This is a genomic window from Streptomyces sp. NPDC016677 (assembly GCF_055562815.1).
In genome coordinates this window covers 560,790-585,288 of sequence record NZ_JBVHEO010000001.1, presented here as the reverse complement: position 1 = coordinate 585,288, position 24,499 = coordinate 560,790, and the positions used below count along the sequence as shown (strand labels likewise).

Sequence of the window (24,499 nt, the reverse complement as noted above, 5' to 3'; positions counted from 1 at the left end):
AAGGGGCGGCACCCCCGCACAAGGGTGCCGCCCCCTTCTCGCGGACCGGAGCCGCCGCCGATCGGTGAGGGTGACCGGATGACGGGCGGCGGACCGGCGTTTCCGGTGGGGCTAGCGGTGATCGCTGCCCGTGGACTGGACCGCGGCGCGGCCCGCTTCCAGGCGGGCGACGGGGATGCGGAACGGGGAGCAGGAGACGTAGTCCAGGCCCACCTGGTGGAAGAAGTGGACGGACTCCGGGTCGCCGCCGTGCTCGCCGCAGACGCCGAGCTTGAGGTCGGGACGGGTGGCGCGGCCGGCCTTCGCGGCGGCGGCGACCAGGGAGCCGACGCCGTCCTTGTCGATCGTCTCGAACGGCGACACCCCGAAGATGCCCTTCTCCAGATAGGCCGTGAAGAAGGACGCCTCCACGTCGTCCCGGCTGAAGCCCCACACCGTCTGGGTCAGATCATTGGTGCCGAAGGAGAAGAACTCCGCGCACTCCGCGATCTGCCCGGCGGTCAGCGCGGCGCGCGGGAGTTCGATCATCGTGCCGATGGCGAGCTTCAGGCCCGCACCCGAGGCCGCCTCGACCTCGGCGATGACCTTGTCGGCCTCCTCGCGGACGATCTCCAGCTCCTGCACCGTGCCCACCAGCGGAATCATGATCTCGGCGCGCGGGTCGCCCTTGGCCGCCTTGCGCTCGGCGGCGGCCTCCGCGATGGCGCGGACCTGCATCGTGAAGAGCCCGGGGATGACCAGACCGAGGCGTACGCCGCGCAGGCCCAGCATCGGGTTCTGCTCGTGCAGCCGGTGGACCGCCTGGAGCAGACGCAGTTCGTTCTCGTGCGGTTCCTGCCGGGACTCGGCGAGGGCCACCCGCACCGACAGCTCCGTGATGTCGGGGAGGAACTCGTGCAGCGGCGGGTCCAGGAGCCGGATGGTGACCGGCAGGCCGTCCATGGCCTCGAACAGCTCCACGAAGTCCTGCTTCTGCAGCGGAAGCAGTCCCTTCAGGGACTCCTCGCGCTCGGCCTCCGTGTCGGCCAGGATCAGGCGTTCGACCAGTTCCCGCCGGTCACCGAGGAACATGTGCTCCGTGCGGCACAGGCCGATGCCCTGGGCGCCGAAGCGGCGGGCGCGCAGCGCGTCCTCGGCGTTGTCGGCGTTGGCGCGCACCCGCAGCCGGCGCTTGCGGTCGGCGAAGGCCATGATGCGGTGGACCGCCTCGACCAGTTCGCCGGCGTCCTCGGCGCCCGCGTGCATCCGGCCCTCGAAGTACTCGACGACCGGGGACGGGACCACCGGGACCTCGCCCAGGTATACCTTGCCGGAGGAGCCGTCGATGGAGACGACGTCGCCCTCCTCCACCACGTGCCCGCCGGGCACCGTCATCCGCCGGCGCTTGGTGTCGACCTCCAGCTCCTCCGCGCCGCAGACACAGGTCTTGCCCATGCCCCGCGCGACCACGGCCGCGTGGGAGGTCTTGCCGCCGCGACTCGTCAGGATGCCCTCGGCAGCGATCATGCCGTCCAGGTCGTCGGGGTTGGTCTCCCGGCGGATGAGGATGACCTTCTCCCCCGAACGCGACCACTTGACGGCCGTGTACGAGTCGAAGACCGCCTTGCCGACCGCCGCGCCCGGCGAGGCCGCGATGCCCCGGCCCACCTGCTCGACCTTGGCCGTGTCGTCGAAGCGGGGGAACATCAGCTGGGCGAGCTGGGCGCCGTTGACCCGGGTGAGCGCCTCGGCCTCGTCGATCAGTCCCTGGTCGACGAGCTGGGTGGCGATGCGGAACGCCGCGCCCGCCGTGCGCTTGCCGACGCGCGTCTGGAGCATCCACAACTGCCCGCGCTCGATGGTGAACTCGATGTCGCAGAGGTCCTTGTAGTGGTTCTCCAGGGTCTCCATGATCTGCATCAGCTGGTCGTACGACTTCTTGTCGATCCGCTCCAGTTCGGCCAGCGGGACGGTGTTGCGGATGCCCGCGACGACATCCTCGCCCTGGGCGTTCTGGAGGTAGTCGCCGTAGACGCCCTGGTGGCCGGAGGCGGGGTCGCGGGTGAAGGCGACGCCGGTGCCGGAGTCCGGGCCGAGGTTGCCGAAGACCATCGAGCAGACGTTGACCGCCGTGCCGAGGTCGTGCGGGATGCGCTCCTGACGGCGGTAGAGCTTGGCGCGGTCGCCGTTCCAGGAGTCGAAGACCGCCTTGATGGCGAGGTCCATCTGCTCGCGCGGGTCCTGCGGGAAGTCCCGGCCGGCCTCCTTCTTGACGATCTTCTTGAAGGTGGTGACCAGCTTCTTGAGGTCGGCGGCCTCCAGTTCCGTGTCGACCGCGACCTTCTTGGCCGTCTTCGCCTTCTCCAGCGCCTCCTCGAAGAGGTCGCCGTCGACACCGAGGACGGTCTTGCCGAACATCTGGATGAGGCGGCGGTAGGAGTCCCACGCGAAGCGCTCGTCGCCGGCCTGGGCGGCCAGGCCCTGCACGGACTTGTCGGAGAGTCCGATGTTGAGGACCGTGTCCATCATCCCGGGCATGGAGAACTTGGCGCCGGAGCGGACGGAGACCAGCAGAGGGTTGTCGGGCTGGCCGAGCTTCTTGCCCATCCGCGCTTCGAGGGCGTCGAGGTGCGCACTCACCTCGTCACGCAGTGCCGCCGGTTCCTCGCCGCTGTCGAGGTAGGTCTTGCAGGCTTCGGTGGTGATGGTGAAGCCGGGCGGGACCGGGAGACCCAGGTTGGTCATCTCGGCGAGGTTGGCACCCTTGCCGCCGAGCAGGTCCTTGAGGTCCTTGTTGCCCTCGGTGAAGTCGTAAACGAACTTCGCTACCTGGGGATCTTTGTTTTCCGACACGGGTCTCGACTCCTCGAGGACGCGGTGGCTGCCCTGACGGCGAGGAATGTACCCAGATCAAAGGCGCCTGGGTACGTCTACTTGCGCGTCATACGCCTGTAACCACCCGTCCGCCAGCGGATCGAAAGTCAAGCCTTGGCAAGCAGCCGCCCCTCCCCGTTTTCACTTCTTGAACACAGGAACCGACACACTCCATCCTCGGCGCTCACATGAGCACCTTTCCCTTCTATTGAGTTCGATCGATGAACGATCAAGACATGACACCCAGTGCCACCCTTTGGAGAAGTGCACCCGCCCATGATCCGCTCATCTGAGCGACCTCCTTATCAAGGGTGGCGAGAATCACGCCGCCCCACCACCCCGCATTCCACGATGCGGACGCCACTACGGCCACTACGGCCAACGGCCGTATGGAATGGGGTGCCGAAAACCTGAGGGCCCGTCGAGCCCGGACACCCGCTCTCCCGGGCCGCGCGCTCGCTTCTCCCCCGTGCTGGAACGGCCCGGGTCAAGGGTGGGCCGCGGGCCCGTCGCCGAAGGCGACGCGCAGCGCCCTCGACGCGGACCGTGGAAGCACGACACTGCCAAGAAGCGAGCGGCCCCGGCGGCCACTGTTACGCGCGTACGCCCCCGTCACACCCCGAGCGCCGACAACCGCTCCTCCACCCGCCGCGGCGCGTACAGGTGCTCCACCACCAGCGCCCCCGCCCCGATCAACCCGGCCCGCTCGCCGAGCCGCGAGGTGACGACCTCCAGACGGGCGGTGGAACGCGGCAGCGCCCGCTGGTAGAGCAGTTCACGCACACCGGTGAGGAAGGGGGTGCCGGCCAGATCCCCGGCGATCATCAGCACGCCGGGGTTGAGCAGGGTCACCACGGTCGCCAGGACGTCCCCGACCAGCCGCCCCGCCTCCCGGGCCAGCGCCACCGCCTCCGGATGCCCGCCCGCCAGCAGCTTGCGCACGTCCGAGCCGGACTCCGCCGGCACCCCGGCCGCGGTCAGCCGCCGCGCCACGGCGCCCCCGCTGGCGACGGCGGCCAGACAGCCGTACGAGCCGCACCGGCACAGCGCCTGGGCGCCCTCGGGGACGCGGATGTGGCCGATGTCCCCGGCCCCGCCGTCCGTCCCGCGGAAGATGTGACCGTCCACCACGACCCCGGCGCCGATACCCGTCGACACCTTGACCAGGACGAACGCCGAGGCGTCCGGGTACGCGGCGCGCTGCTCGGCGTAGGCCATGAGGTTGGCGTCATTGTCCACCAGGACCGGGACCGGGACCTGGACCGAAGCCGGAACCTGGACGGGGGCGGCGGCCCCGACGCGTTCCGTGACGGCGCGGGCCAGCCGCCCCCGGATGTCGTAGCCGTCCCAGCCCGGCATGATCGGCGGCTGCACCACCCGGCCGGCGTCACGGTCGACCGGACCGGGGACGGCGAGACCGATGCCGCACACCTCGTCGATGCCGCGCCCGGCCTTCTCCAGCAGCCCGGCGAACCAGCGGCCCAGCTCACCGAGGGCCGCCTCGGGGCCGTCCTCGACGACCAGGGCGCCGCTGTGCTCGACGATGATCTCGCCGGTCAGGGTGAGGAGGGCCGCACGGGCGTGCCGGGTGTCCAGGTCGGCGGCGAGGACGACGGCGTGTTCGTCGTCGAACTCCAGCGTGATGGAGGGGCGTCCGCCCAGCGGGGAGTCGACGGGGCCGCCGGCGCCCTCGCGCAGCCAGCCCGCGCGGAACAGCCGGTCGAGGCGCTGGCCGACGGTGGCCCGGGACAGGCCGGTGGCCTGCTGGAGCGCCCCGCGGGTGGTGGCACGGCCGCTGCGCACGAGTGCGAGCAGGTCACCGGCGCTCGCCTGACCACTCGTTCTGGTGATGCCTCTGCCTGGTGCCCCGGTCGGGGTCGCCCCGGTCCTGCCGGGCTCTTCGGTCATGCGCACCCCCTTGTGTTTCCCAACCCTGCATTACATAGTGAGTTATGCGTGTTAAATAGACGTAACTCTATGGTAGCCACCGCCGAATCGGCAGGCCGGACGTCTTCGGGGAGTCCCGAGTGGATCGCATGACCCGACCCACCACCACCCGCACCACCGCCCAATCCACCACCCGCGCCACCACACACCAGAACCCCGCCCCACCTCCCCCACCCACGGACTCCTTCGCGCACCCCGGACACCAGTATGGCGGCGGCCAGGGAGGGGGCCCGGCATGACGGGACGTCATCAACTGCTCGTGCACGGCGGCACGTTCGTGGCCGTCGGCGACCACGGCGACATCAGCGGGGTGCGGGGCGGCAGCGGACCGGACGGCCTGTTCGTCCGGGACGCACGGCACCTCAGCCGGTGGCAGCTCACCGTCGACGGCGCCGTGCCGGATGCCCTCACGCCCGTCGCGGGCGGGGACACCGCCCGCTGTGTGCTGGTGCCGCGCGGCGGACGCGACGAGCCGCCCGCGTACACCGTCTTCCGGGAACAGGCCGTCGGGGACGGCTCGTTCGTCGAGGCGCTGCGTGTGACCAGCAACCGCCCGGTGCCGACCACGATCCACCTCGCGGTCACCGCCGACGCCGACTTCGCCGACCAGTTCGAGCTGCGCGCCGACCACCGCACCTACGCCAAGCCCGGCGCCGTCCGCTCCCGCGAAGTGCTGCCGCACGGCGTGGAGTTCGCCTACCGGCGCGGCGAGTGGCGCTCGGTCACCACGGTGACCTCCGAGCCCGCGCCGGACGCGGTGGAGGAGACCGGCACCGGGGCCCGGCGCCTGGTGTGGACCCTCGGCCTCGATCCGCACGGCACGGCGGAGCTGGTCCTGCGGGTGGTGGCCCGGCCGCACGGGCACCGGCGGGCGGTGCGGGTGCCGCGCTCCCCCGCCGCCGCTGTCCGGCGGCTGCTCGCCGAGGAGGACGCGTTCGCCCGGGGCGTGGCCTTCCCGACCGGCTGGCCGGAGCTGGCGGCGGCCTGCGCGCGGGGCCTCGCGGACCTGGCCTCGCTCCAGGTCCCGGCGCGGGGCCCGGACGGCGAGGAACTGCGCGTCCCGGCGGGCGGCGCCCCCTGGTTCCTCACCCTGCTGGGCCGCGACGCCCTGCTGACCTCCCTGTTCACGCTCCCCTACCGGACCGGGCCGGCCGCCGCCACGCTGGCCGCGCTCGCGGCGACGCAGGCGACGGCGCGGACGGCGTCCGGCACCGACCCGGGCGTGGCCCGGCCCGGCAAGATCGTGCACGAGGTGCGGTACGGGGAGCTGGCGCACTTCGGTCAGGTGCCGTACGGGCGGTACTACGGGTCGGTCGACGCCACACCGCTGTTCCTGGTGCTGCTCGGCGCGTACGTGGAGCAGACCGGGGACACGGCGACGGCCCGCCGCTTCCAGCCGCACGCCCGGGCCGCGGTCGGCTGGATGCTGGACCACGGCGGGCTGACCTCGCGCGGCTACCTGGTCTACCGCGCCGACCGGGGCGGCCTCGCCAACCAGAACTGGAAGGACTCCCCCGGTGCCGTCTGCCACGCCGACGGCACCCGGCCCACCGGCGCGGTCGCGGCGGCGGGCGCCCAGGGGTACGCGTACGACGCCCTGCGCCGCACGGCGTGGCTGGCCCGCACGGTGTGGGAGGACGAGAAGTACGCAGGGCTGCTGGAGCAGGCGGCCGGTGATCTGCGCGACCGCTTCCAGCGGGACTTCTGGATGCCGGAGCACTCCTTCCCCGCCCTGGCCCTGGACGGCGAGGGGCGCCAGGTGGACGCGCTGGCCTCCGACGCGGGGCACCTGCTCTGGTCGGGGCTGCTGGACAAGGAGTACGGCGAGCTGGTCGGACGGCGCCTCCTCGAACCCGACTTCTTCTCCGGGTGGGGGGTGCGGACGCTGGCGTCCGGGCAGCCGGCGTACCACCCGCTGTCGTACCACCGGGGGTCGGTGTGGCCGCACGACAACGCGCTGATCGCGCTCGGGCTGGCCCGCTACGGGCTGCACGACGAGGCGCGGACGGTGGCGCACGGCATGGTCGACGCGGCGACGGCGGTCGGGCACCGGCTGCCGGAGGTGCTGGCCGGGTACGGGCGGGAGAGCCATCCGGAGCCGGTGCCGTACCCGCACGCGTGCGTACGGGAGTCCCGGGCGGCGGCGGCCCCGCTGGCGTTCTTGAGTGCGGTGGGGGGTGCGTAGGTTCTTTCCGGGTGCGGGCTCGTCGTGGCTGATCGCGCGGTTGGCCGCGCCCCCCAGGGGCGTTGGTGTGAACGCCTCCGCGTAGTCGCCCGTACTGGACGGCGTGGTTGTCTTCGTGGGAGTTCGCCGGCGGAGGTGGGTGCGGCCGGGTGTCACCGGGCTGGCCCTCCTCCTGGTCCTCGGGGCGCTGCTGTTGCCCAACACCCTTGCCGCGCTGCGGCCCGACCGGTTCGTCCGTATCCCCGGGGAGGCTGTCGTCGGGGCCGTGGTGCTGCTCGCGCTGCCGGGGCGGGCCCGGCGGGTGGTGGCCGCGCTGGGCGGGGCGCTGCTGGGGGCACTGACCGTGCTCAACGTGCTCGACATGGGGTTCCGGGACTATCTGGGCCGGGGCTTCAATCCCGTCCTGGACTGGGAACTGCTCGACGACGCGCGGTCCTACGTCGCTGACTCGCTGGGCGGGGCGACGGCCGCCTGGGCGACCGCCGGCGCCGTCGCCGTCGCCGTGCTGCTGCCCGTGGTCATGGCGCTGGCGGTGGTCCGGCTCGGCGAGGTGCTGGCCGCGCACCGGGAGCGGGCGGGCCGGGGCGCGCTGGTCGCCGCCACGGTGTGGATCAGCTGCTCGGCGCTGGGTCTCCAGCCGTTCGGGACGCCCCTCGCCTCGGACCGGGCCACCGGGGCGCTGGAACTGCAGGCCCGGCGGGTGGTGGACACCGTCCGGGACGAGGCGGCGTTCGAGAAGGAGACGGGGAACGACGCCTTCGGCGCCACCCCCGCCGCCGAGTTGGTCCCGGACCTGCGCGGCAAGGACGTCCTGTTCGTCTTCGTCGAGAGCTACGGCCGCTGCGCGGTCGAGGACCCGCTGATCGCGCCCGGCGTGGACCGGACGCTGGAGGCGCGTACGGGGGAGCTGGCGAAGGCGGGGTTCCGGGCCGAGAGCGGCTGGCTGACGTCGGCGACGTACGGCGGCAACAGCTGGCTCGGACACTCCACGTTCCTGTCCGGCCTGTGGGTCGACAACCAGCAGCGCTACCGGACGGTGACGTCGAGCGAGCGGCTCACCCTGACCGAGGCGTTCCGGCGGACGGGGGCGTGGGACACGGTCGGGATCATGCCGGGCGTGCGGAAAGGCTGGCCGGAGGCGGAGTTCTTCGGCCTGGACACGGTCTACGACGCGTCCCGGCTGGGCTACCGGGGACCGAAGTTCAGCTGGTCGACCATGCCGGACCAGTACGCCCTGGAGGCGTTCCAGCGTCTGGAGCACGGCCGCGAGCGCGACCGGCCGCTGATGGCGGAGATCGTCCTGACCTCCAGTCACCAGCCGTGGGCGCCGGTGCCGGAGCTGGTCGGCTGGGACGAGCTGGGCGACGGACGGGTGTTCGGCCCGATCGAGGAGGCGGGCGAGAAGGCGGCCGACGTCGTCGCCGACGGCGACCGGTCCAAGCGGGCGTACGGCCGTTCCGTCCAGTACTCCGTCACCAGTCTCACCCAGTGGCTGGAGCGCTACGGCACCGACGACACCGTCCTGGTCCTCCTCGGCGACCACCAGCCCATCGCCCGGGTCAGCGGCGACCACGCGAGCCGGGACGTGCCCGTCTCCATCGTGGCCAGGGACCCGGCGGTCCTGGACGCGATCGACGGCTGGAACTGGACGGAGGGCCTCAAGCCCGCCCACGACGCCCCGGTCTGGAGGATGAGCGCCTTCCGCGACCGCTTCCTGACGGCCTACGGCACCACGCCCTCCGGGAGCTGATCAGCCGCCGGAGGTGTCCAGTTCCGCGTCCTCGCCGATGCCCGCGCAGTCGTACGGGTCCTTTAGCCAGCCGTCCGGGAGGGCGACGCGGTTGTTGCCGGAGGTACGGCCGCGCGGACCGTCGGCCCCGGCCGGCCAGGGCTGGGTGAGGTCCAGTTCGTCGAGCCCGGCGCGCAGGTCCGCCAGGGTGGAGGTGATCGCGAGCCGCTTGCGCATCTCGGAGCCGACCGCGAACCCCTTGAGGTACCAGGCGACGTGCTTGCGGAAGTCGATCACGCCGCGCGCCTCGTCGCCGATCCACTCCCCGAGCAGGGTGGCGTGCCGGACCATGGCGTCGGCGACCAGGCCGAGGGTGGGACGCGCGCGGTCCTCCCGGCCCTCGAACGCGGCCACCAGGTCCGCGAAGAGCCACGGCCGGCCCAGGCAGCCGCGCCCGACGACCACGCCGTCGCAGCCGGTCTCGCGGACCATCCGCAGCGCGTCCTCGGCGCACCAGATGTCGCCGTTGCCGAGCACCGGGATCTCCGGGACGTGCTCCTTCAGGCGGGCGATGGCCTCCCAGTCGGCGGTGCCGCCGTAGTGCTGGGCGGTCGTACGGCCGTGCAGGGCGACGGCGGTGACGCCCTCCTCGACGGCGATCCGGCCGGCGTCGAGGTAGGTGAGGTGGTCGTCGTCGATGCCCTTGCGCATCTTGATGGTGACCGGGAGGTCGCCCGCGGCGGTGACGGCCTCGCGGAGGATCGCGCGCAGCAGGGGCCGCTTGAAGGGGAGGGCGGAGCCGCCGCCCTTGCGGGTCACCTTGGGGACCGGGCAGCCGAAGTTGAGGTCGATGTGGTCGGCGAGGTCCTCGTCCACGATCATGCGGACGGCCTTGCCGACGGTGGCCGGGTCGACGCCGTACAGTTGGATCGAGCGCGGCTTCTCGGTCGCGTCGAAGTGGATCAGCTGCATGGTCTTCTCGTTGCGCTCGACCAGCGCCCGGGTCGTGATCATCTCGCTGACGAACAGGCCCTTGCCCCCGCTGAACTCCCTGCACAAGGTGCGGAAGGGCGCGTTGGTGATCCCGGCCATCGGGGCGAGGACGACGGGCGGCTGGACGGTGTGCGGACCGATCTGGAGGGGCGCGGGGCCGGGCGTGGACATTCCTCCATTGTGCCGTGTAATGAAAAGGCAAAGTTAATTAGTTAGGCACACTATCGATATCGGCGTACGATGAACCCATGCCCGAGCCGACCCGTCGCCGCCGTCTGCTCGTGCTCGCGATCTGCTGCATGAGCCTGCTCATCGTGAGCATCGACAACACGGTCCTGAACGTCGCCCTGCCCGCCCTGCAACGGGACCTGGACGCGAGTACCTCCGGCCTCCAGTGGGCCGTCGACGCCTACACCCTCGTCCTCGCCGCGCTGCTGATGCTCGCGGGGTCGACGGCCGACCGGATCGGCCGCAAGAGAGTGTTCATGACGGGCCTGGCCGTCTTCACCGTCGGCTCGGTGCTGTGCTCCCTCGCCCCGGACCTGTCGTCGCTGGTGGTGTTCCGGATGGTGCAGGCGGTGGGCGGTTCGATGCTCAACCCGGTCGCCATGTCGATCATCACCAACACCTTCACCGACCCGCGCGAGCGCGCCCGCGCGATCGGCGCGTGGGGCGCCGTCGTCGGCATCTCGATGGCCGCGGGTCCCCTGGTCGGCGGGGTCCTGGTGGAGTCGGTCGGCTGGCGCTCCATCTTCTGGATCAACTTCCCGGTGGGGCTGGCCGCCCTGCTGCTCACCCTGCGCTACGTCCCCGAGTCCCGCGCCCCGAAGGCACGCCGCCCGGACCCGCTGGGCCAGGTGATGGTGATCGCCCTGTTCGGCAGCCTGACGTACGCGATCATCGAGGCGCCGGACGCCGGGCTCATGGCCGTGCTGCCGTACGCGAGCGTCGCCGTCGCCGCGCTGGCCGGGCTGCTGATCTACGAGCCGCGCCGCCGCGAACCGCTGATCGACCTGCGGTTCTTCCGCTCGGCACCGTTCAGCGGGGCGACGCTCATAGCGATCGGCGCGTTCGCTTCGCTGGGCGGGTTCCTGTTCCTGTCCACGCTGTACCTCCAGAACGTACGGGGGCTCGGCGCGCTGCACGCCGGGCTGTGGATGCTGCCGATGGCGTTGCCGATGTTCCTGTGCGCGCCGCTGTCCGGGCGGCTGGTGGGCAGCCGGGGGCCGCGGCTCTCGCTGCTGGTCGCGGGCGGCGCGATGACGGTGAGCGGGGTGCTGTTCGCCGCCTTCGAGGCCGAGACCTCCGACGTCACCCTCTTCCTCGGCTTCGTCCTGTTCGGCGTCGGCTTCGGCTTCGTCAACGCGCCCATCACCAACACCGCCGTCTCCGGCATGCCCCGCGCCCAGGCCGGCGTGGCCGCCGCCGTCGCCTCCACCAGCCGGCAGCTGGGCCAGACCCTCGGCGTGGCGGTGATCGGCGCGGTGCTGGCCGCGGGGGTGAGCGGGTCGTCGTACGCGGACACCTTCGTCTCCGCCGCCCGGCCCGGCTGGTGGATCCTGGCCGTCTGCGGTCTGGCGGTGCTGGTGCTCGGCGGGGTGACGACGGGCCGGTGGGCGCGCGGCAGCGCGGAACGGGCGGCGCGGCGGCTGGCGTCGGAACCGGAGGCGCGTGAGGCGGCTCGGGCGGGGGTGTGACGGGGCGGTCCCCGTCACCCCGGCCGTCCCGGGCACGGGGTCCGTCTCCCCTCAGGAGGAGGACGCCGCGGCCGGCGGGACCGCCCGCACCGAGGACGGCCTCGCCGGCCTCGCCCGGGACATCGTCAGCGGGCGAACTCCGGCAGCCGTGCCGTCACCTGCTCCGCCACCTGCGGCCACACCCGCGCCACCGCCGCCTCCACGTGCGGCAGGGCCCGCTGCCCGGCCAGCGCGGCGGTGATGGCGAGGGCCACGCCCGCCCAGGCCAGCGGACCGAGCGGGGTGCAGCCGAAGAGGGTGCTGGCGCCCGGCGTCTGCACCAGGGCGACCAGCGCGGCGGCGGAACCGAGCGACGTCAGCTGCACCAGGCGGCTGCCGCGCCGGTCGGCGAGGGTCTGGGCGAGCTGGGTGCCGACCACCGCGCACAGCGCCATCGTCGTCGACCGGCGGCGGGTGCCCGGCGTGAACCGGCCGAACAGCCAGGCGATCGTCGCGCCCAGCGCCGTGGTCAGCGCCCGGTGCCGGATCTGCCGGATCAGGGGTTCGCCCAGGACCGCCGTACCCAGCGGGGCGCCGGCGTCGGCGTCCTCCTGTTCCGGGTCGCCGGTCTCCGTCACCGCCACGGCCATCGCCGGGAACAGGTCGGTGAAGAGATTCACCAGCAGCATCTGCCGGGTCGACAGGGGCGCGGAGCCGCCGAGGACCGTGCCGAGGATGCCGAAGCCGACCTCGCCGGCGTTGCCGCCGATGAGGATGGCGATGGCGTCCGCGACGCTGTGCCACAGGGCGCGGCCCTCGCGCACCGCCTCCACCAGGACCAGCAGGTCGTCGCCGGTGACGACCAGGTCGGCGGCGTTGCGGGCGGCGGCCGAGCCGCGGGCGTTGATGCCGACGCCGATGTCGGCGGCGCGGATCGCGGCGGCGTCGTTGGCGCCGTCGCCGACCATGCCGACGACCCGCCCGGCGTCCCTCAGCGACTCGACGACCTGGAGCTTCTGCTCGGGCGCGACGCGGGCCACCACATCGGCGTCGCGCAGCATCCGGGAGCGGCCCCGGCGGTCGGCGGCGGCGAGTTCGTCGCCGGTGACGACGACCGCGTCCTCGGGCCAGCCCAGCTCGGCGGCGATGGCGCGGGCGGTCTGCGGATGGTCGCCGGTCAGCACCACCGGCCGTACGCCCGCCTCGCGCAGCCCCCGCACCAGCGCCGGGGACGTCTCGCGGGCCACGTCGGACAGGCCGAGCAGCCCGGTGAAGTTCAGGTCCAGCTCGTCCAGGGGGCGTTCGAGCAGCTCGGCCGGGTCCTCGCCGCCGGTCAGCTGCCGGTGGGCGACCGCCAGGACGCGCAGCCCGGCGGCGGCCAGGTCGTGGGCGCCGTCGTGCGCGTGCTCCGGCAGGCGGGGGCAGGCCGGGAGCACCGTCTCGGGGGCGCCCTTGACGACCAGGACCGGGGTGCCGTCCCCGGCGCGGCCGACGGCGGCGGCGTAACCGCGCGAGGTCTCGAACGGCAGCCCCTCGATCTGCTCCCACTCGGCGTCGTTTCCGGCGGCGTCGAGGACCGCCTCGTCGGTGGCGTGGGTGGGCCGGGTGCCGTCGCCGTCCAGCCGGGGGCAGGCGCGGGCGGCGACCCGTACCGTCCCGGCCGCCTCCGGCGCGGACGTCCGGTGCACCGTGCCGCTCTCGTCCGTGACGCGGACCAGCCGCAGCCGGTTCTCGGTGAGCGTGCCGGTCTTGTCGAAGCAGACGGTGTCCATCCGGCCCAGCGCCTCCAGCGTGCGCGGGGTGCGGACCAGGACGCCGCGCCGCCCGAGCCGCCGGGCCGCCGCGAGCTGCGCGACCGTCGCCACCAGCGGCAGCCCCTCGGGCACGGCGGCCACCGCCACCGACACCCCGCCGCTGACCGCCTGCCGGATCGGCGTGCCGCGCAGCAGCGACAGCCCGGTCACCGCGGCCCCGCCGGCCAGGGTGAGCGGCAGCGCCTTGCCGGTCAGCTCCTGGAGCCGGGCCTGTACGCCGGCGGCGGCCGGGGTGCGGGAGGCCAGCGACACGGCGCGGGCGGCCTCCGTACGCTCCCCCGTGTCGACGACGACGGCCCGGGCCCGCCCGGCGACCACGGTGGTGCCCTCGAAGACCATGCAGTGCCGCTCCGCGACGGGCGCGTGCGGCGTCGGGTCCAGACACTTGTCCACCGGCAGCGACTCCCCGGTCAGCGCCGACTCGTCGACCTCCAGACCGTCCTCCCACAGCAGCCGTGCGTCGGCGGGCACCACGTCGTCGGTGTTCAGCGCGATGACGTCCCCCGGGCGGAGCCTGGCGGCGTCCACGACCCGGTCCGGCCGCTCCTCGGCGCCGTCCTCCGCCGTGCTCACCCGGGCCTTCTGCTTCTGCTGGGCGAGGAGCCCGGCCAGCGCCCGCTCGGCGCGCAGCCGCTGCAACCCGCCGACCAGCGCGTTGAGGTCGAGGGCGCCGACGACCAGCGCGGCGTCCATCACCGAGCCGAGGATCGCCTCGGCGGCCGAGCCCACCGCGAGGACCGGGGTGAGCGGATCGTCCAGCTCGCCCCGTACCGCACCGGCCAGCTGCGCCGTCCAGGCGACCGGCTTGAGCACGGGCGTCCGGGCCGCCTTCCGGGTCGCCGCCCGCAGCCGCGCGGTCAGTTGCTCGGCGGCCGACGGCTCCGGCTCCCGCTGCCCGGCCAGCCTCTCCCGTACGTCGTCGGGGTCCAGTTCGTGCCAGGCCACCCGGGGCCGGGGGCGGGGCGCGCGGGCCGCCGCCACGGTGAGCGCGGCCCGCGCCCCGGACACCAGGGCGGCCAGCGCGCCGGCGTCGACGGGGGCGTGCCGCAGCCCCGGCAACAGCGGCGAACCGCGTTCCCTGCGGGCCTCCCCGACCGCCACCAGCAGCCCCGACAGCGCGGCGCCGGACCGGGCCAGCACCTGCGACCGCCGGCCCACCCCGCGGGCCGCCGGCACCGCCCGCAGCAGCCGCCACACATCGGCGAGGCCGTGCGGGGCCAGTACGTCCGCGCCCCAGGCGACCGGGCCGTCCCCGTCGGCGAGAGCGACGGCCACGTCCCCGCCGAGCAGCCCGGCGAGCAGCGGGTCACCGGCGTCGAGGCCGGGCCGTACGACGGTGATGACGCCGCCGTCCTCCTCGCGCAGGGCGTCCACCACCTCCCGCAGCGGCCGGCCGGCGCCGACGACCTGGTCGGCGAGGCCGGTGAAGTCGGCCAGCGCCGGGTCCTCCACCATCACCACGCGCAGTCCGGCGCGGCGGGCCGCGTCCAGGACCTCCTCGGTCCACGGGTCCGCGCCCTCGCCCGGCCGCCGCAGCGCGCTCGGGTGCAGCACGACCGTGCCGGCCATCTCCAGCTGCCGCAGCCGCTCGGGGTCGCGGACCAGCACGCCGGACCGGGACAGCGCGCCGCTGAGGACGGCGTGGAAGGCGGCGGGCCCGTACCGGGCGGCCTTCGGCGAACCCGCCAGCACCGCCTCTGCCGCCTCGTTGAGGTCGTGCTTGACCAGCAGGGTGGCCAGCGCGCCCGCCACGCTGCCGGTGGAGGCGTGGGCGGCGTAGGTGAGGGCGGGCGAGGAACGCAGCGGCGGGCGCAGCGCCGGGTCGCCGGGCAGACCGCCCCGCTCCGGGGCGCACAGCCGGTCGTGCACGACCTCGAACGTGGCCGTCCGGGCCACCGCCTCCGCCAACTGGCAGGCGCGCAGCGCCCCGTCGAGGATCAGCGAGGCCGGGCTCTGGCCCGCGCCCTGCACGGCGGCGTTGGCGACGGCCAGCGTCACGTCCATCCGGGCGGTGCCGAGCCGGCCGCGCAGCCAGGACCGGAAGGCGGGGTTCTCGCGCAGCAGGGTGGCCACGGCCGTCACCAGCCGGGGCGAGGGCGGCAGCCGCAGCGCGGAGGCGGTCAGTCCGGCGGCGACGCCGAGCGCGTCGGCGCCGAGGGCCGCCGCGGCGACCCGCACGGAGGTGGGGTCGCCGGGGTGGGACAGTTCCTCGACGGGCTCGGCGGGTTCGCCGCGGGTCAGCCCGTGCTCCTCGGCGAGGTCGGTGGCCCGGTCCACCACCCGGTCGGTCAGCGCCTCCTCGGTGGCGGTCACCACCAGGCGGGCCAGCCCCTCGTCCCAGTAGGCGAGCGCCACGTCCGGGTGGTCGGCCAGCACCGCCGCCACCCGCCGGGCCGCCCCCGCGACGCCGCCCGCCCGTCGTACCTTCCCCTCTTCGACCGGCCGCAGCGCGAGGTGGGCGCGGGTGCCGGCCCGCCAGTCGCCGGTGCCGCCCGGCAGCGCGGCGCGGGCGACCCTGGCCGCCCGCGCCGCGAAGTCCGCGGTCCGTACGCCGGCCCGCGCGCCGCCCGCCACGGCACCGGCCGCGAGACCGGCCGCGGGCGCGGCTGTGCGCGCGAGCAGCCGGGGTCCGGCGAGGACGAACCCGGCCGCGGCCCCGGACGTACGGTTCAGAAGTCCAGCCCCCATCACCAACGCCCCCTCAGCCTGCCTTCCGGCTCGTCCCGGCCGCCTTGCCCGACTTGACCGACTTCGCGGTCTTGGCGGTCTTCTTCTGCGTGGATTTCCGGGCGGTGGCGGCGCGTGTCGTCGCCGTCGAGCCGCTCTTCGTCGCGGCCCCGCTCCGGGCCACGGCACCGGCGCCCTTGGCCACGGCCGTGTTCTTCGCGCGGACGCCGCTGCTCATTCCGGTGTCGGTGGGAGTGACGGGGGCGGCGGCCCTGCTCGGCCCGGTGCGGGCAGTCGTCGGCCTGGTGCGGTCGGACGCCGCCTTCTTGGCGGCGGCGGTCGCCGTCTGCTTCGTCGCGGCGGCGGCTGTCTTCCTCGCCGGGGCGGCAGCCGTCTTCCTCGCCGGGGCGGCAGCCGCCTTCCTGGTCGCGGTGGCAGCCGTCTGCTTCGTCGCGGCGGCAGCCGTCTTACGCGCCGCCGCAGCCGCCGCCTTGGAGCCGGCGGTGCCCGTCGTCCGGGGAGCCGCCGGGCTCACGGCCGCCGCCCTGGCCGCCCCGGCGGTCTTGCGAGCCCCGGCACCCGTCTTCCCGGCACCCGCCGCCGCCGTGGCGGACCGGGCCGCCGTCTTGCGGACCCCGGCCGCCGCCTTACGGGCTCCGGCCGCCGCCTTACGGGCTCCGGCCGCCGTCCCGGCCGCGGCGGCGTTCCTCGACGTACCGTCCCGGACCGCCTCACCGCCCCCGGCACTCACGGCCGTAGCAACAGCCCCAGCCGCACCCTTGCTCCCGCCCTTGCCCGCGCCCGCAGCCGCGCCCGCCTCCGCCGGCTCCTGTCGCCGAGGCCGCGTCAACCAGGCGACCGCCGCTCCGGTGAGCGCGACGGGCCACTCCACGAGACCGGCGACGCCCGCCACCCCGGCGCCGGTGTACACGGCCAGCCGCCGCCCGCGGGGCGACACCGCGCCGATCCGGTCCAGCACCCCGCCCGCCACCTTGCCGACGGTTCCGGCGCCCGGCACCCGCTCCAGCACTCCGCCGGCCACCTTGCCGACCGTCCCGGCACCCGGCACCCGCTCCAGTACCGTGACGGCGGCACCGAGCGGCCCCGGGAGCCCGTGTGCCGCCGACTTCTGCTCAGCCATGACCGTCCTCCACGCGCGTGCTCGCCCTGGCAACATCACCTTCCGGTATGCGCCGGGTTCCCGCACTTCGGATGGTCATCCACGTGATGCCGGGTCACTCCTGTGCCACGGGACGCCGTTCCCGCGCGAGCGCGTGCGGCGCCTCCAGCCGCCGCCGGGTGGCGTCGTCGGCCGGCGCGTACGTCACCGCTTGCCCCGGTGGGCGAGGACCTCGTGCCGCTGCCACGCCTCGCGGAACCGGGCCGCCGCCCTCGGGCGGCACCGCGTCCAGGTCGCACGGGAGCAGCCCGTCGGTGCGATCGCGGGCGAGGACGCCGTGCCGGCGAGCACGCGGTCGCCGGCGTCGGTCGACGGCCCCGGCCCGCCGGAGGAGGCACGCGTTCGGCCGGGTCGAGCGGCAGGGCGCGGGCGAGCGCGTCGAGGACCTGGACACCGCTGCACGTCACCGATGCTCGGCGGCGCGGTCCTGTTCACCGCCGTCCGGCCCCGGCTCAGGCCCGCAGCCCCCGCACCAGCAGCCCCACCACGGCCTCGAACTCCTCGTCGATCTCCGGCCGCCGCCACTCGGCCGCGTGGCAGGGGTCGTGGAAGCGGTCGGTGGCCTGGAAGAACGCCCTCGCGGCGGCCTCGGGGTCGGCGGCGGTGAAGGCGCCCGCCTCCGTACCGAGCCGTACGATCCGGGTCAACTGGGCGGTCAGGTCGTCGAGATGCTCCCCGACCACCGTGCCGTTCTCCCCCACCAGGACCGAGTACGTGGCGAACAGCTCGGGATCGTCGCCCGCCTTGCGGCGCTTGGCCTCGAACAGGGCCCGCGCCCAGTCCCGCAGCCGGGCCTCCGGATCACGGTCGGCGGCGGCGATCCCGGCCAGCGCCTCGGAGGTACGGTCCAGCCACCGCTTGGTGACCGCCTCGCGCAGCGCCGCCTTGGTCCGGAAGTGCCGGTAGACGCTGCCGTGGCTGACGCCGAGCGCGCGGGCCACGTCCACCACGGTGGCCTTGGCCGGGCCGTGGCGGCGCAGCACCTCCTCGGTGGCTTCGAGGATGCGCTCGGCGGTCAGGGTCTCGGAGGTCGGTGCCATGTCCTAGACCGTACCCGGCGCGGATCAGCGCTCGACGTGGGCCATCTGCGCCTGCGGGTAGCGCTCGCCGGCGGCGGCACCGGCCGGCACGGCGTCCTCGATCGCGACGAGGTCGGCGGCGTCCAGCGTCACGTCCAGCGCGCCCAGCGCCTCCCCGAGCCGCTCCCGGGTACGGGCGCCGACCAGCGGCACGATGTCCGTACCGCGCGACAGCACCCACGCGATGGCGACCTGCGCGACGCTCACGCCCTTGCCCTCGGCGATCTTCCGCAGGGCCTCGACGAGGCCCAGGTTGTGCTGGAGGTTGTCGCCCTGGAAGCGCGGGGAGTGGGCGCGGAAGTCGGTGGCCGCGAGCTGCCGGTCGGGGGTGAAGTGCCCCGAGATCAGCCCGCGCGAGAGCACGCCGTACGCGGTGACAGCGATCCCCAGCTCCCGCACGGCGGGGAGGATCTCGTCCTCGATGCCGCGCGAGATGAGCGAGTACTCGATCTGCAGGTCGCTGATGGGCGCGGTGGCGGCGGCCCGCCGGACGGTCCCGGCCCCGACCTCGCTGAGGCCGATGTGCCGTACGTACCCCTTCTCGACCAGCTCCGCGATGGCGCCGACGGTCTCCTCGATCGGCACGTCGGGGTCGAGGCGGGCGATGCGGTAGACGTCGATGTGGTCGACGCCCAGGCGCTGGAGCGAGTAGGCGGCGAAGTTCCGCACGGCGGCGGGCCGCCCGTCGTACCCCGCCCAGCCGCCGTCCGGGTCCCGCAGCGCGCCGAACTTCACACTGACCAGCGCCCGCTCCCGCGCGGCGGCGGGGGCGGTGCGCAGCGCCTCGCCGATCAGCATCTCGTTGTGCCCCATGCCGTAGAAGTCACCGGTGTCGAGCAGGGTGACCCCGGCGTCGAGGGCGGCGTGGATGGTGGCGAGCGATTCGCCCCGGTCCGCTTCCCCGTAGAGCGCGGACATGCCCATGCAGCCGAGGCCGAGGGCGGAGACCTGGGGGCCGGTGGTTCCAAGAGAGCGCGTTGACATCGTCATGCGTCCACCTTGGCATGACAGCTGACAGATTTCAATATCTGTCAGCCCACTGCCCGTCGCCTGCCGTCCGCCATGTCGGGGCGGAGCTGACCCGACCGGTCCGATGACATGACTTATCACCGTTCCAGGCGATAGTTCGGCGCGCCTCCTTTGGAGTACGCCACTCAGCGGAACACCTCCCCCGACGGGTTCGGACACGAAGGATCCGGGCCGCCGGGAAAGGAGACACCTCTCATGCCCCGCATCGCACGTCTGGGCAGACTCGGCCTGGCGATCGGCACCGCGGCCGCACTGGCCGTCGGCCTGACCTCCAGCGCGCAGGCCGCCACAGGAACGATCCGGTACTTCAGCGCTTCGGGACAGGAGTTCCAGATCGTCAACCCGCCGGACAACGTCTGCCTCAACCTCCAGGTCCGGGCCCAGCTGCTCGCCAACAACACGGACAAGACGGTGAGTTACTTCTTCAACGCGAACTGCGGCAACTTCACGGGCGATCTGCCTCCCGGCCAGGCGGTGGCCTTCAACAACCCCCTGTCCGTGCGCGTCATCGGCTGAGCCAGGTCCCGAGCGCCCGTGGGCCACGAAAGCCGAACGCCGGATGAGCCGCACCTGCGGCTCATCCGGCGTTCGCGGGAAGCAGGGACCTCAGCAGCCGACCAGGCGGCTCGCCAGGTACCCCTCGATCTGGTCCAGCGACACGCGCTCCTGCTTCATGGAGTCACGCTCGCGCACCGTCACCGCGTTGTCCTCCAGCGTGTCGAAGTCGACCGTCACGCAGTACGGCGTGCCGATCTCGTCCTGGCGGCGGTAGCGGCGGCCGATGGCGCCGGCGTCGTCGAAGTCGATGTTCCAGTTCTGCCGGAGCGCCTGGGCGAGGCCCTTGGCCTTCGGGGACAGGTCGGCGTTGCGCGACAGCGGCAGCACCGCGACCTTCACCGGGGCGAGGCGGTGGTCGAGGCGCAGCACGGTGCGCTTCTCCAGCTTGCCCTTGGCGTTGGGCGCCTCGTCCTCGATGTAGGCGTCCAGCAGGAAGGCGAGCATCGCGCGGCCGACACCGGCCGCCGGCTCGATGACGTACGGGGTCCAGCGCTCGCCGGCCTCCTGGTCGAAGTAGGAGAGGTCCTGGCCGGACGCCTTGGAGTGGGCGCCGAGGTCGTAGTCGGTGCGGTTGGCGACACCCTCCAGCTCACCCCACTCGCTGCCGCCGAACTGGAAGCGGTACTCGATGTCGGCGGTGCGCTTGGAGTAGTGGGAGAGCTTCTCCTTGGGGTGCTCGTACCACCGCATGTTCTCCTCGCGCAGGCCGAGGCCGGTGTACCAGTTCCAGCGCTGCTCCATCCAGTACTCCTGCCACTTCTCGTCCTCGCCCGGCTTGACGAAGAACTCCATCTCCATCTGCTCGAACTCGCGGGTACGGAAGATGAAGTTGCCGGGCGTGATCTCGTTGCGGAAGGACTTGCCCATCTGGGCGATGCCGAACGGCGGCTTGCGGCGCGAGGTGGTCTGCACCTGGCCGAAGTTGGTGAAGATGCCCTGCGCGGTCTCGGGGCGCAGGTAGGCGACGGAGCCGCTGTCCTGGGTGGGGCCGAGGTGGGTGGAGAGCAGGCCCGAGAACTGCTTGGGCTCGGTGAACTGGCCCTTGTTGCCGCAGTTGGGGCAGTTGACGTCGGCGAGGCCGTTCTCCGGGGCGCGGCCCTTCTTCTCCTCGTACGCCTCTTCCAGGTGGTCCGCGCGGAACCGCTTGTGGCACGCGGTGCACTCGGTCAGCGGGTCGGTGAAGGTCGCGACGTGGCCGGAGGCGACCCAGACCTCGGGGGCGAGGATCACGGACGAGTCGATGCCGACGACGTCCTCGCGCGACGTGACCATGTAGCGCCACCACTGGCGCTTGAGGTTCTCCTTGAGCTCGACACCGAGCGGGCCGTAGTCCCAGGCGGCACGCTGGCCGCCGTAGATCTCACTACAGGGGAAAACGAAGCCACGGCGCTTGCTCAGGCTGACGATGGTGTCGATCTTGTCGGCGGCCACGGTGCTCTCTTCATTACGACGACGGGCGACGAAGCGAGATGCTTCCAGCGAATGATTCAGGTTACCGGCGTTGCCCGGCCCTCGACCAAATCGGCCCCGGCTCCGCTCTTTGTTGACAATCGTTTCCAGATTTGTTGAAAATGAGTGTCATGAACGTACGACGACGCCCTATATCCGGCATAGCGGTCGCAGCGGTCACCGCTCTCGGCCTCGGCACCCTCTCCGCCTGCTCCAGCGACAGCGCGGAGGCGAGCGGCGGGGACGGCGGCGGCAAGCTCGACGTCGTCGCGTCGTTCTACCCCATGCAGTACCTCGCCGAGCAGATCGGCGGGGACCACGTGAACGTCACCACCCTCACCGAGCCCGGCCAGGAGCCGCACGACCTGGAGCTGAGCACCAAGCAGACCGCCGAGCTGGGCGAGGCGGACGCGGTGCTCTACCTGAAGTCGCTGCAGCCCGCCGTGGACGAGGCGGTCACCCAGTCCGACGTCAAGACCAAGATCGACGCGGCCACGCTGACCGAGCTGGAGAACCACGGCGACGTCGAGCACGACCACGGGGGCGAGGAGGAGCACGCCGAGTCCGGGGAAGAGGAGTCGACCCTCGACCCGCACGTCTGGCTCGACCCGGTCAGGTACGCCGAGATCGCCGAGGGCGTCGCCACGGCCCTGGAGAAGGCCGACCCGGACAACGCCGCCGACTACAAGAAGAACGCCGACGCGCTGACGACCAAGCTCGACGGTCTGGACACGGCGTACGAGAACGGTCTGAAGAACACCGACACCAAGGTCTTCTTCACCAACCACGCCGCCTTCGGCTACCTCGCCGAGCGCTACGGCCTGACCCAGGAGGCCATCACCGGCCTCGACCCGGAGAGCGAGCCCAGCCCCGCCCGGATCAGGGAGCTCCAGCAGGAGGCCAAGGCCGACGGCGTGACCACCGTGTTCTACGAGACACTGGTGTCGGACAAGACCGCGAAGACCCTCGCCGAGGACGCGAACCTGAAGACCGATGTCCTCGACCCGCTCGAAGGCATCACCGACAAGTCCAAGGGCGAGGACTACATCGAGGTCATGCAGTCCAACCTCGAAGCGCTGAAGACCGCCCTCGGCGCCAAGTGACCGTTCCGACCGTACGGAGGCCCTCGTGAGCGACGAGCCCGTCATATCCCTGCGCGGCGTCCGCGCCGAACTGGGCTCGCGCCTCGTCCTGCGGGGCATCGACCTCGCCGTCCGCCACGGTGAGGTCGTCGCGCTGCTCGGCGCGAACGGCTCCGGCAAGTCCACCGCCGTGCGCACCGCCATCGGCCAGGTGCCGGCGACGGCCGGGGAGGTCGAGCTGTTCGGCACCCCGCTGCGCCGGTTCCGCGACTGGGCGCGGGTGGGCTACGTCCCGCAGCGCACCACGGCCGCCGGCGGCGTGCCCGCCACGGTGACCGAGGTCGTCTCCTCCGGGCGGCTGTCCCGGGCCCGCTTCGGCGTCCTGCGCAAGGCCGACCACCAGGCCGTACGCCGCGCCCTGGACCTGGTCGGCATGGCCGACCGCGCCAAGGACTCGGTGAACGCCCTCTCCGGCGGCCAGCACCAGCGCGTCCTGATCGCCCGCGCGCTCGCCTCCGACCCCGAGCTGCTGATCATGGACGAGCCGATGGCCGGCGTCGACCTGGCCAGCCAGGAGGTGCTCGCCGAGACCCTGCGGGAGCAGACCGCGGCCGGTACGACCGTCCTGCTGGTCCTGCACGAGCTGGGCCCCCTGGAGCCCCTGATCGACCGGGCCGTCGTCCTGCGCGACGGCTGCGTCCTGCACGACGGCCCGCCCCCCGAGGCGGTCGGCCAGCACGCCCTGCCCGGCCACGACCACGTCCACCCGCACGACACCTCGGGCGCCGAACCGATCCGCACCGGACTGCTGAGCTGACCGCCATGGACATCCTGAACTACGCCTTCATGCAGCGGGCCCTGCTGGCCGCCGTCCTGGTCGGCGTCACCGCCCCCGCGATCGGCATCTACCTCGCCCAGCGCCGCCAGGCCCTGATGGGCGACGGCATCGGCCACGTCGCGATGACCGGCGTCGGCCTCGGCTTCCTGCTCTCCTGGTCCCCGGTGTGGATGGCCACCCTGGTCTCCGTGCTGGGCGCCGTCCTGATGGAACTGATCCGCTGGTACGGCCGCACCCGCGGCGACATCGCCCTCGCCATGCTCTTCTACGGCGGCATGGCCGGCGGCGTGATGTTCATCAACCTCGCCCCGGGCGGCTCCAACGCCAACCTCACCTCGTACCTCTTCGGCTCGCTGTCGACGGTGAGCGAGTCGGACGTCACCGCGATCTGCCTGCTGGCCGCCTTCGTGGTGCTGGTCACCGTGGGCCTGCGCCGGCAGCTCTTCGCGGTCAGCCAGGACGAGGAGTTCGCGCGGGTCACCGGGCTGCCGGTGCGCGCGCTGAACCTGCTGACCGCCGTCACCGCCGCCGTCACCGTCACCGTCGCCATGCGCGTGGTCGGCCTGCTGCTGGTCTCCGCGCTGATGGTGATCCCGGTGGCCGCCGCCCAGCAGCTCAGCCGCAGCTTCGCCGCCACCTTCGCGATCTCCGTCGCGATCGGCGTCGCGGCGACCCTCGGCGGCACGGTCACCTCGTACTACCAGGACGTGCCGCCCGGCGCGACGATCGTGCTGCTCGCCCTCGGCGCGTTCATCGTGCTGACCGTGCTGGCCGCCCCGGTGGCCCGGCGGCGCGCGCGGGCGTCCGCCGCCGCGCACGCCGCCGCCGACCCCGCCGAGTGCCGGATCCCGGCCGGGCGGGATGCGGGCGACGAGGTGGGCGTATGACCGGTATCTGCCCGGCATCCGATCGGCGTCCGACCGACGGCAGCCGGGGCTGGCACAATGGCCCCGGCAGCGCAGACGTGAGGAGGCAACCGGTGACCACCGCAGGACCACCCGTGAAGGGCCGTGCCACCCGGCAGCGCGCCGCCGTGTCGGCGGCTCTGCAGGAGGTCGAGGAGTTCCGCAGCGCCCAGGAACTGCACGACATGCTCAAGCACAAGGGCGACTCGGTCGGCCTCACCACCGTCTACCGCACCCTGCAGTCCCTCGCCGACGCCGGCGAGGTCGACGTCCTGCGCACCGCCGACGGCGAGTCCGTCTACCGCCGCTGCTCCAGCGACGACCACCATCACCACCTGGTCTGCCGCACCTGCGGCAAGGCCGTCGAGGTGGAGGGACCCGCCGTGGAGAAGTGGGCGGAGGCCATCGCCGCCGAGCACGGCTACGTCAACGTGGCGCACACCGTGGAGATCTTCGGTACGTGCGCGGACTGCGCGCACTGACCTCCGCCCCGTCCGTCACACCCGGGTCGGGTG

General features: G+C 73.3%; 16 protein-coding genes. 8 read left to right on the top strand and 8 right to left on the bottom strand.

What is annotated here, in order from left to right; translation table 11 throughout:
• Positions 1-111: 111 nt before the first annotated feature.
• On the bottom strand, positions 112-2,832 hold the full coding sequence (ppdK, locus tag ACZ3IG_RS02535; protein WP_467428246.1) for a pyruvate, phosphate dikinase: 2,721 nt from the start codon (positions 2,830-2,832) through the stop codon (positions 112-114).
• A 633-nt stretch (positions 2,833-3,465) separates the two neighbouring features.
• On the bottom strand, positions 3,466-4,761 hold the full coding sequence (locus ACZ3IG_RS02530) for an ROK family protein (RefSeq protein WP_467428244.1): 1,296 nt from the start codon (positions 4,759-4,761) through the stop codon (positions 3,466-3,468).
• A gap of 274 nt (positions 4,762-5,035) precedes the next feature.
• On the opposite strand from ACZ3IG_RS02530, the gene ACZ3IG_RS02525 reads away from it, so the two are divergent.
• Both ACZ3IG_RS02525 and ACZ3IG_RS02520 read left to right on the top strand, forming a co-directional pair.
• A complete protein-coding gene (locus ACZ3IG_RS02525; protein WP_467428242.1) occupies positions 5,036-6,985 on the top strand; it encodes an amylo-alpha-1,6-glucosidase in 1,950 nt (649 codons plus the stop codon).
• A 103-nt stretch (positions 6,986-7,088) separates the two neighbouring features.
• Positions 7,089-8,735, top strand: coding sequence for an alkaline phosphatase family protein (locus tag ACZ3IG_RS02520; protein ID WP_467428241.1), 1,647 nt, complete (start codon positions 7,089-7,091; stop codon positions 8,733-8,735).
• On the opposite strand, the gene dusB is transcribed toward ACZ3IG_RS02520, so the two are convergent.
• Positions 8,736-9,878: a tRNA dihydrouridine synthase DusB gene (dusB, locus tag ACZ3IG_RS02515; protein ID WP_467428240.1), complete on the bottom strand. Its 1,143-nt coding sequence runs from the start codon at positions 9,876-9,878 to the stop codon at positions 8,736-8,738.
• 77 nt (positions 9,879-9,955) lie between these two features.
• Between dusB and ACZ3IG_RS02510 the strand changes: the two genes are divergently transcribed.
• Positions 9,956-11,404, top strand: coding sequence for an MFS transporter (locus ACZ3IG_RS02510; protein WP_467428238.1), 1,449 nt, complete (start codon positions 9,956-9,958; stop codon positions 11,402-11,404).
• Positions 11,405-11,529: 125 nt separating this feature from the next.
• Here the strand turns inward: ACZ3IG_RS02510 and ACZ3IG_RS02505 are convergent, their stop codons facing one another.
• From ACZ3IG_RS02505 to ACZ3IG_RS02490, 4 genes are all read right to left on the bottom strand, one after another.
• A complete protein-coding gene (locus ACZ3IG_RS02505) occupies positions 11,530-15,885 on the bottom strand; it encodes an HAD-IC family P-type ATPase (protein ID WP_467428236.1) in 4,356 nt (1,451 codons plus the stop codon).
• A gap of 13 nt (positions 15,886-15,898) precedes the next feature.
• Entirely contained in the window at positions 15,899-17,005 is a 1,107-nt protein-coding gene (locus tag ACZ3IG_RS02500; protein WP_467428234.1) for a hypothetical protein, read from the bottom strand.
• A 491-nt stretch (positions 17,006-17,496) separates the two neighbouring features.
• Positions 17,497-18,084 (bottom strand): TetR/AcrR family transcriptional regulator, encoded by a 588-nt coding sequence (locus ACZ3IG_RS02495; protein WP_467428232.1) that lies wholly within the window; start codon positions 18,082-18,084, stop codon positions 17,497-17,499.
• Positions 18,085-18,108: 24 nt separating this feature from the next.
• Positions 18,109-19,107, bottom strand: coding sequence for an aldo/keto reductase (locus tag ACZ3IG_RS02490; protein WP_467429161.1), 999 nt, complete (start codon positions 19,105-19,107; stop codon positions 18,109-18,111).
• Positions 19,108-19,347: 240 nt separating this feature from the next.
• Between ACZ3IG_RS02490 and ACZ3IG_RS02485 the strand changes: the two genes are divergently transcribed.
• The gene (locus tag ACZ3IG_RS02485) at positions 19,348-19,668 is read left to right on the top strand and encodes a hypothetical protein (RefSeq protein ID WP_467428230.1); all 321 of its coding nucleotides are present in this window, start codon (positions 19,348-19,350) and stop codon (positions 19,666-19,668) included.
• 90 nt (positions 19,669-19,758) lie between these two features.
• Here ACZ3IG_RS02485 and ACZ3IG_RS02480 read toward each other — a convergent pair whose 3' ends face one another.
• Complete coding sequence (locus tag ACZ3IG_RS02480; RefSeq protein ID WP_467428228.1) at positions 19,759-21,141, bottom strand: glycine--tRNA ligase; 1,383 nt, start codon at positions 21,139-21,141, stop codon at positions 19,759-19,761.
• Between the two features lie 149 nt (positions 21,142-21,290).
• On the opposite strand from ACZ3IG_RS02480, the gene ACZ3IG_RS02475 reads away from it, so the two are divergent.
• The 4 genes from ACZ3IG_RS02475 (at position 21,291) to ACZ3IG_RS02460 (ending at position 24,466) form a co-directional block, all read left to right on the top strand.
• Positions 21,291-22,262, top strand: coding sequence for a zinc ABC transporter substrate-binding protein (locus ACZ3IG_RS02475; RefSeq protein ID WP_467428227.1), 972 nt, complete (start codon positions 21,291-21,293; stop codon positions 22,260-22,262).
• Positions 22,263-22,287: 25 nt separating this feature from the next.
• Entirely contained in the window at positions 22,288-23,058 is a 771-nt protein-coding gene (locus ACZ3IG_RS02470) for a metal ABC transporter ATP-binding protein (RefSeq protein WP_467428225.1), read from the top strand.
• A gap of 5 nt (positions 23,059-23,063) precedes the next feature.
• The gene (locus ACZ3IG_RS02465) at positions 23,064-23,966 is read left to right on the top strand and encodes a metal ABC transporter permease (protein ID WP_467428224.1); all 903 of its coding nucleotides are present in this window, start codon (positions 23,064-23,066) and stop codon (positions 23,964-23,966) included.
• Positions 23,967-24,058: 92 nt separating this feature from the next.
• Positions 24,059-24,466: a Fur family transcriptional regulator gene (locus tag ACZ3IG_RS02460; protein ID WP_467428223.1), complete on the top strand. Its 408-nt coding sequence runs from the start codon at positions 24,059-24,061 to the stop codon at positions 24,464-24,466.
• Positions 24,467-24,499 lie beyond the last annotated feature (33 nt).

Coding starts and splice junctions, on each gene's coding strand:
- ACZ3IG_RS02530 (WP_467428244.1), bottom strand. CDS start 4,761: ATGACCGAAGAGCCCGGCAGGACCGGGGCGACCCCGACCGGGGCACCA.
- ACZ3IG_RS02525 (WP_467428242.1), top strand. CDS start 5,036: ATGACGGGACGTCATCAACTGCTCGTGCACGGCGGCACGTTCGTGGCC.
- dusB (WP_467428240.1), bottom strand. CDS start 9,878: ATGTCCACGCCCGGCCCCGCGCCCCTCCAGATCGGTCCGCACACCGTC.
- ACZ3IG_RS02510 (WP_467428238.1), top strand. CDS start 9,956: ATGCCCGAGCCGACCCGTCGCCGCCGTCTGCTCGTGCTCGCGATCTGC.
- ACZ3IG_RS02505 (WP_467428236.1), bottom strand. CDS start 15,885: ATGGGGGCTGGACTTCTGAACCGTACGTCCGGGGCCGCGGCCGGGTTC.
- ACZ3IG_RS02500 (WP_467428234.1), bottom strand. CDS start 17,005: ATGGCTGAGCAGAAGTCGGCGGCACACGGGCTCCCGGGGCCGCTCGGT.
- ACZ3IG_RS02495 (WP_467428232.1), bottom strand. CDS start 18,084: ATGGCACCGACCTCCGAGACCCTGACCGCCGAGCGCATCCTCGAAGCC.
- ACZ3IG_RS02490 (WP_467429161.1), bottom strand. CDS start 19,107: ATGTCAACGCGCTCTCTTGGAACCACCGGCCCCCAGGTCTCCGCCCTC.
- ACZ3IG_RS02485 (WP_467428230.1), top strand. CDS start 19,348: ATGCCCCGCATCGCACGTCTGGGCAGACTCGGCCTGGCGATCGGCACC.
- ACZ3IG_RS02475 (WP_467428227.1), top strand. CDS start 21,291: ATGAACGTACGACGACGCCCTATATCCGGCATAGCGGTCGCAGCGGTC.
- ACZ3IG_RS02465 (WP_467428224.1), top strand. CDS start 23,064: ATGGACATCCTGAACTACGCCTTCATGCAGCGGGCCCTGCTGGCCGCC.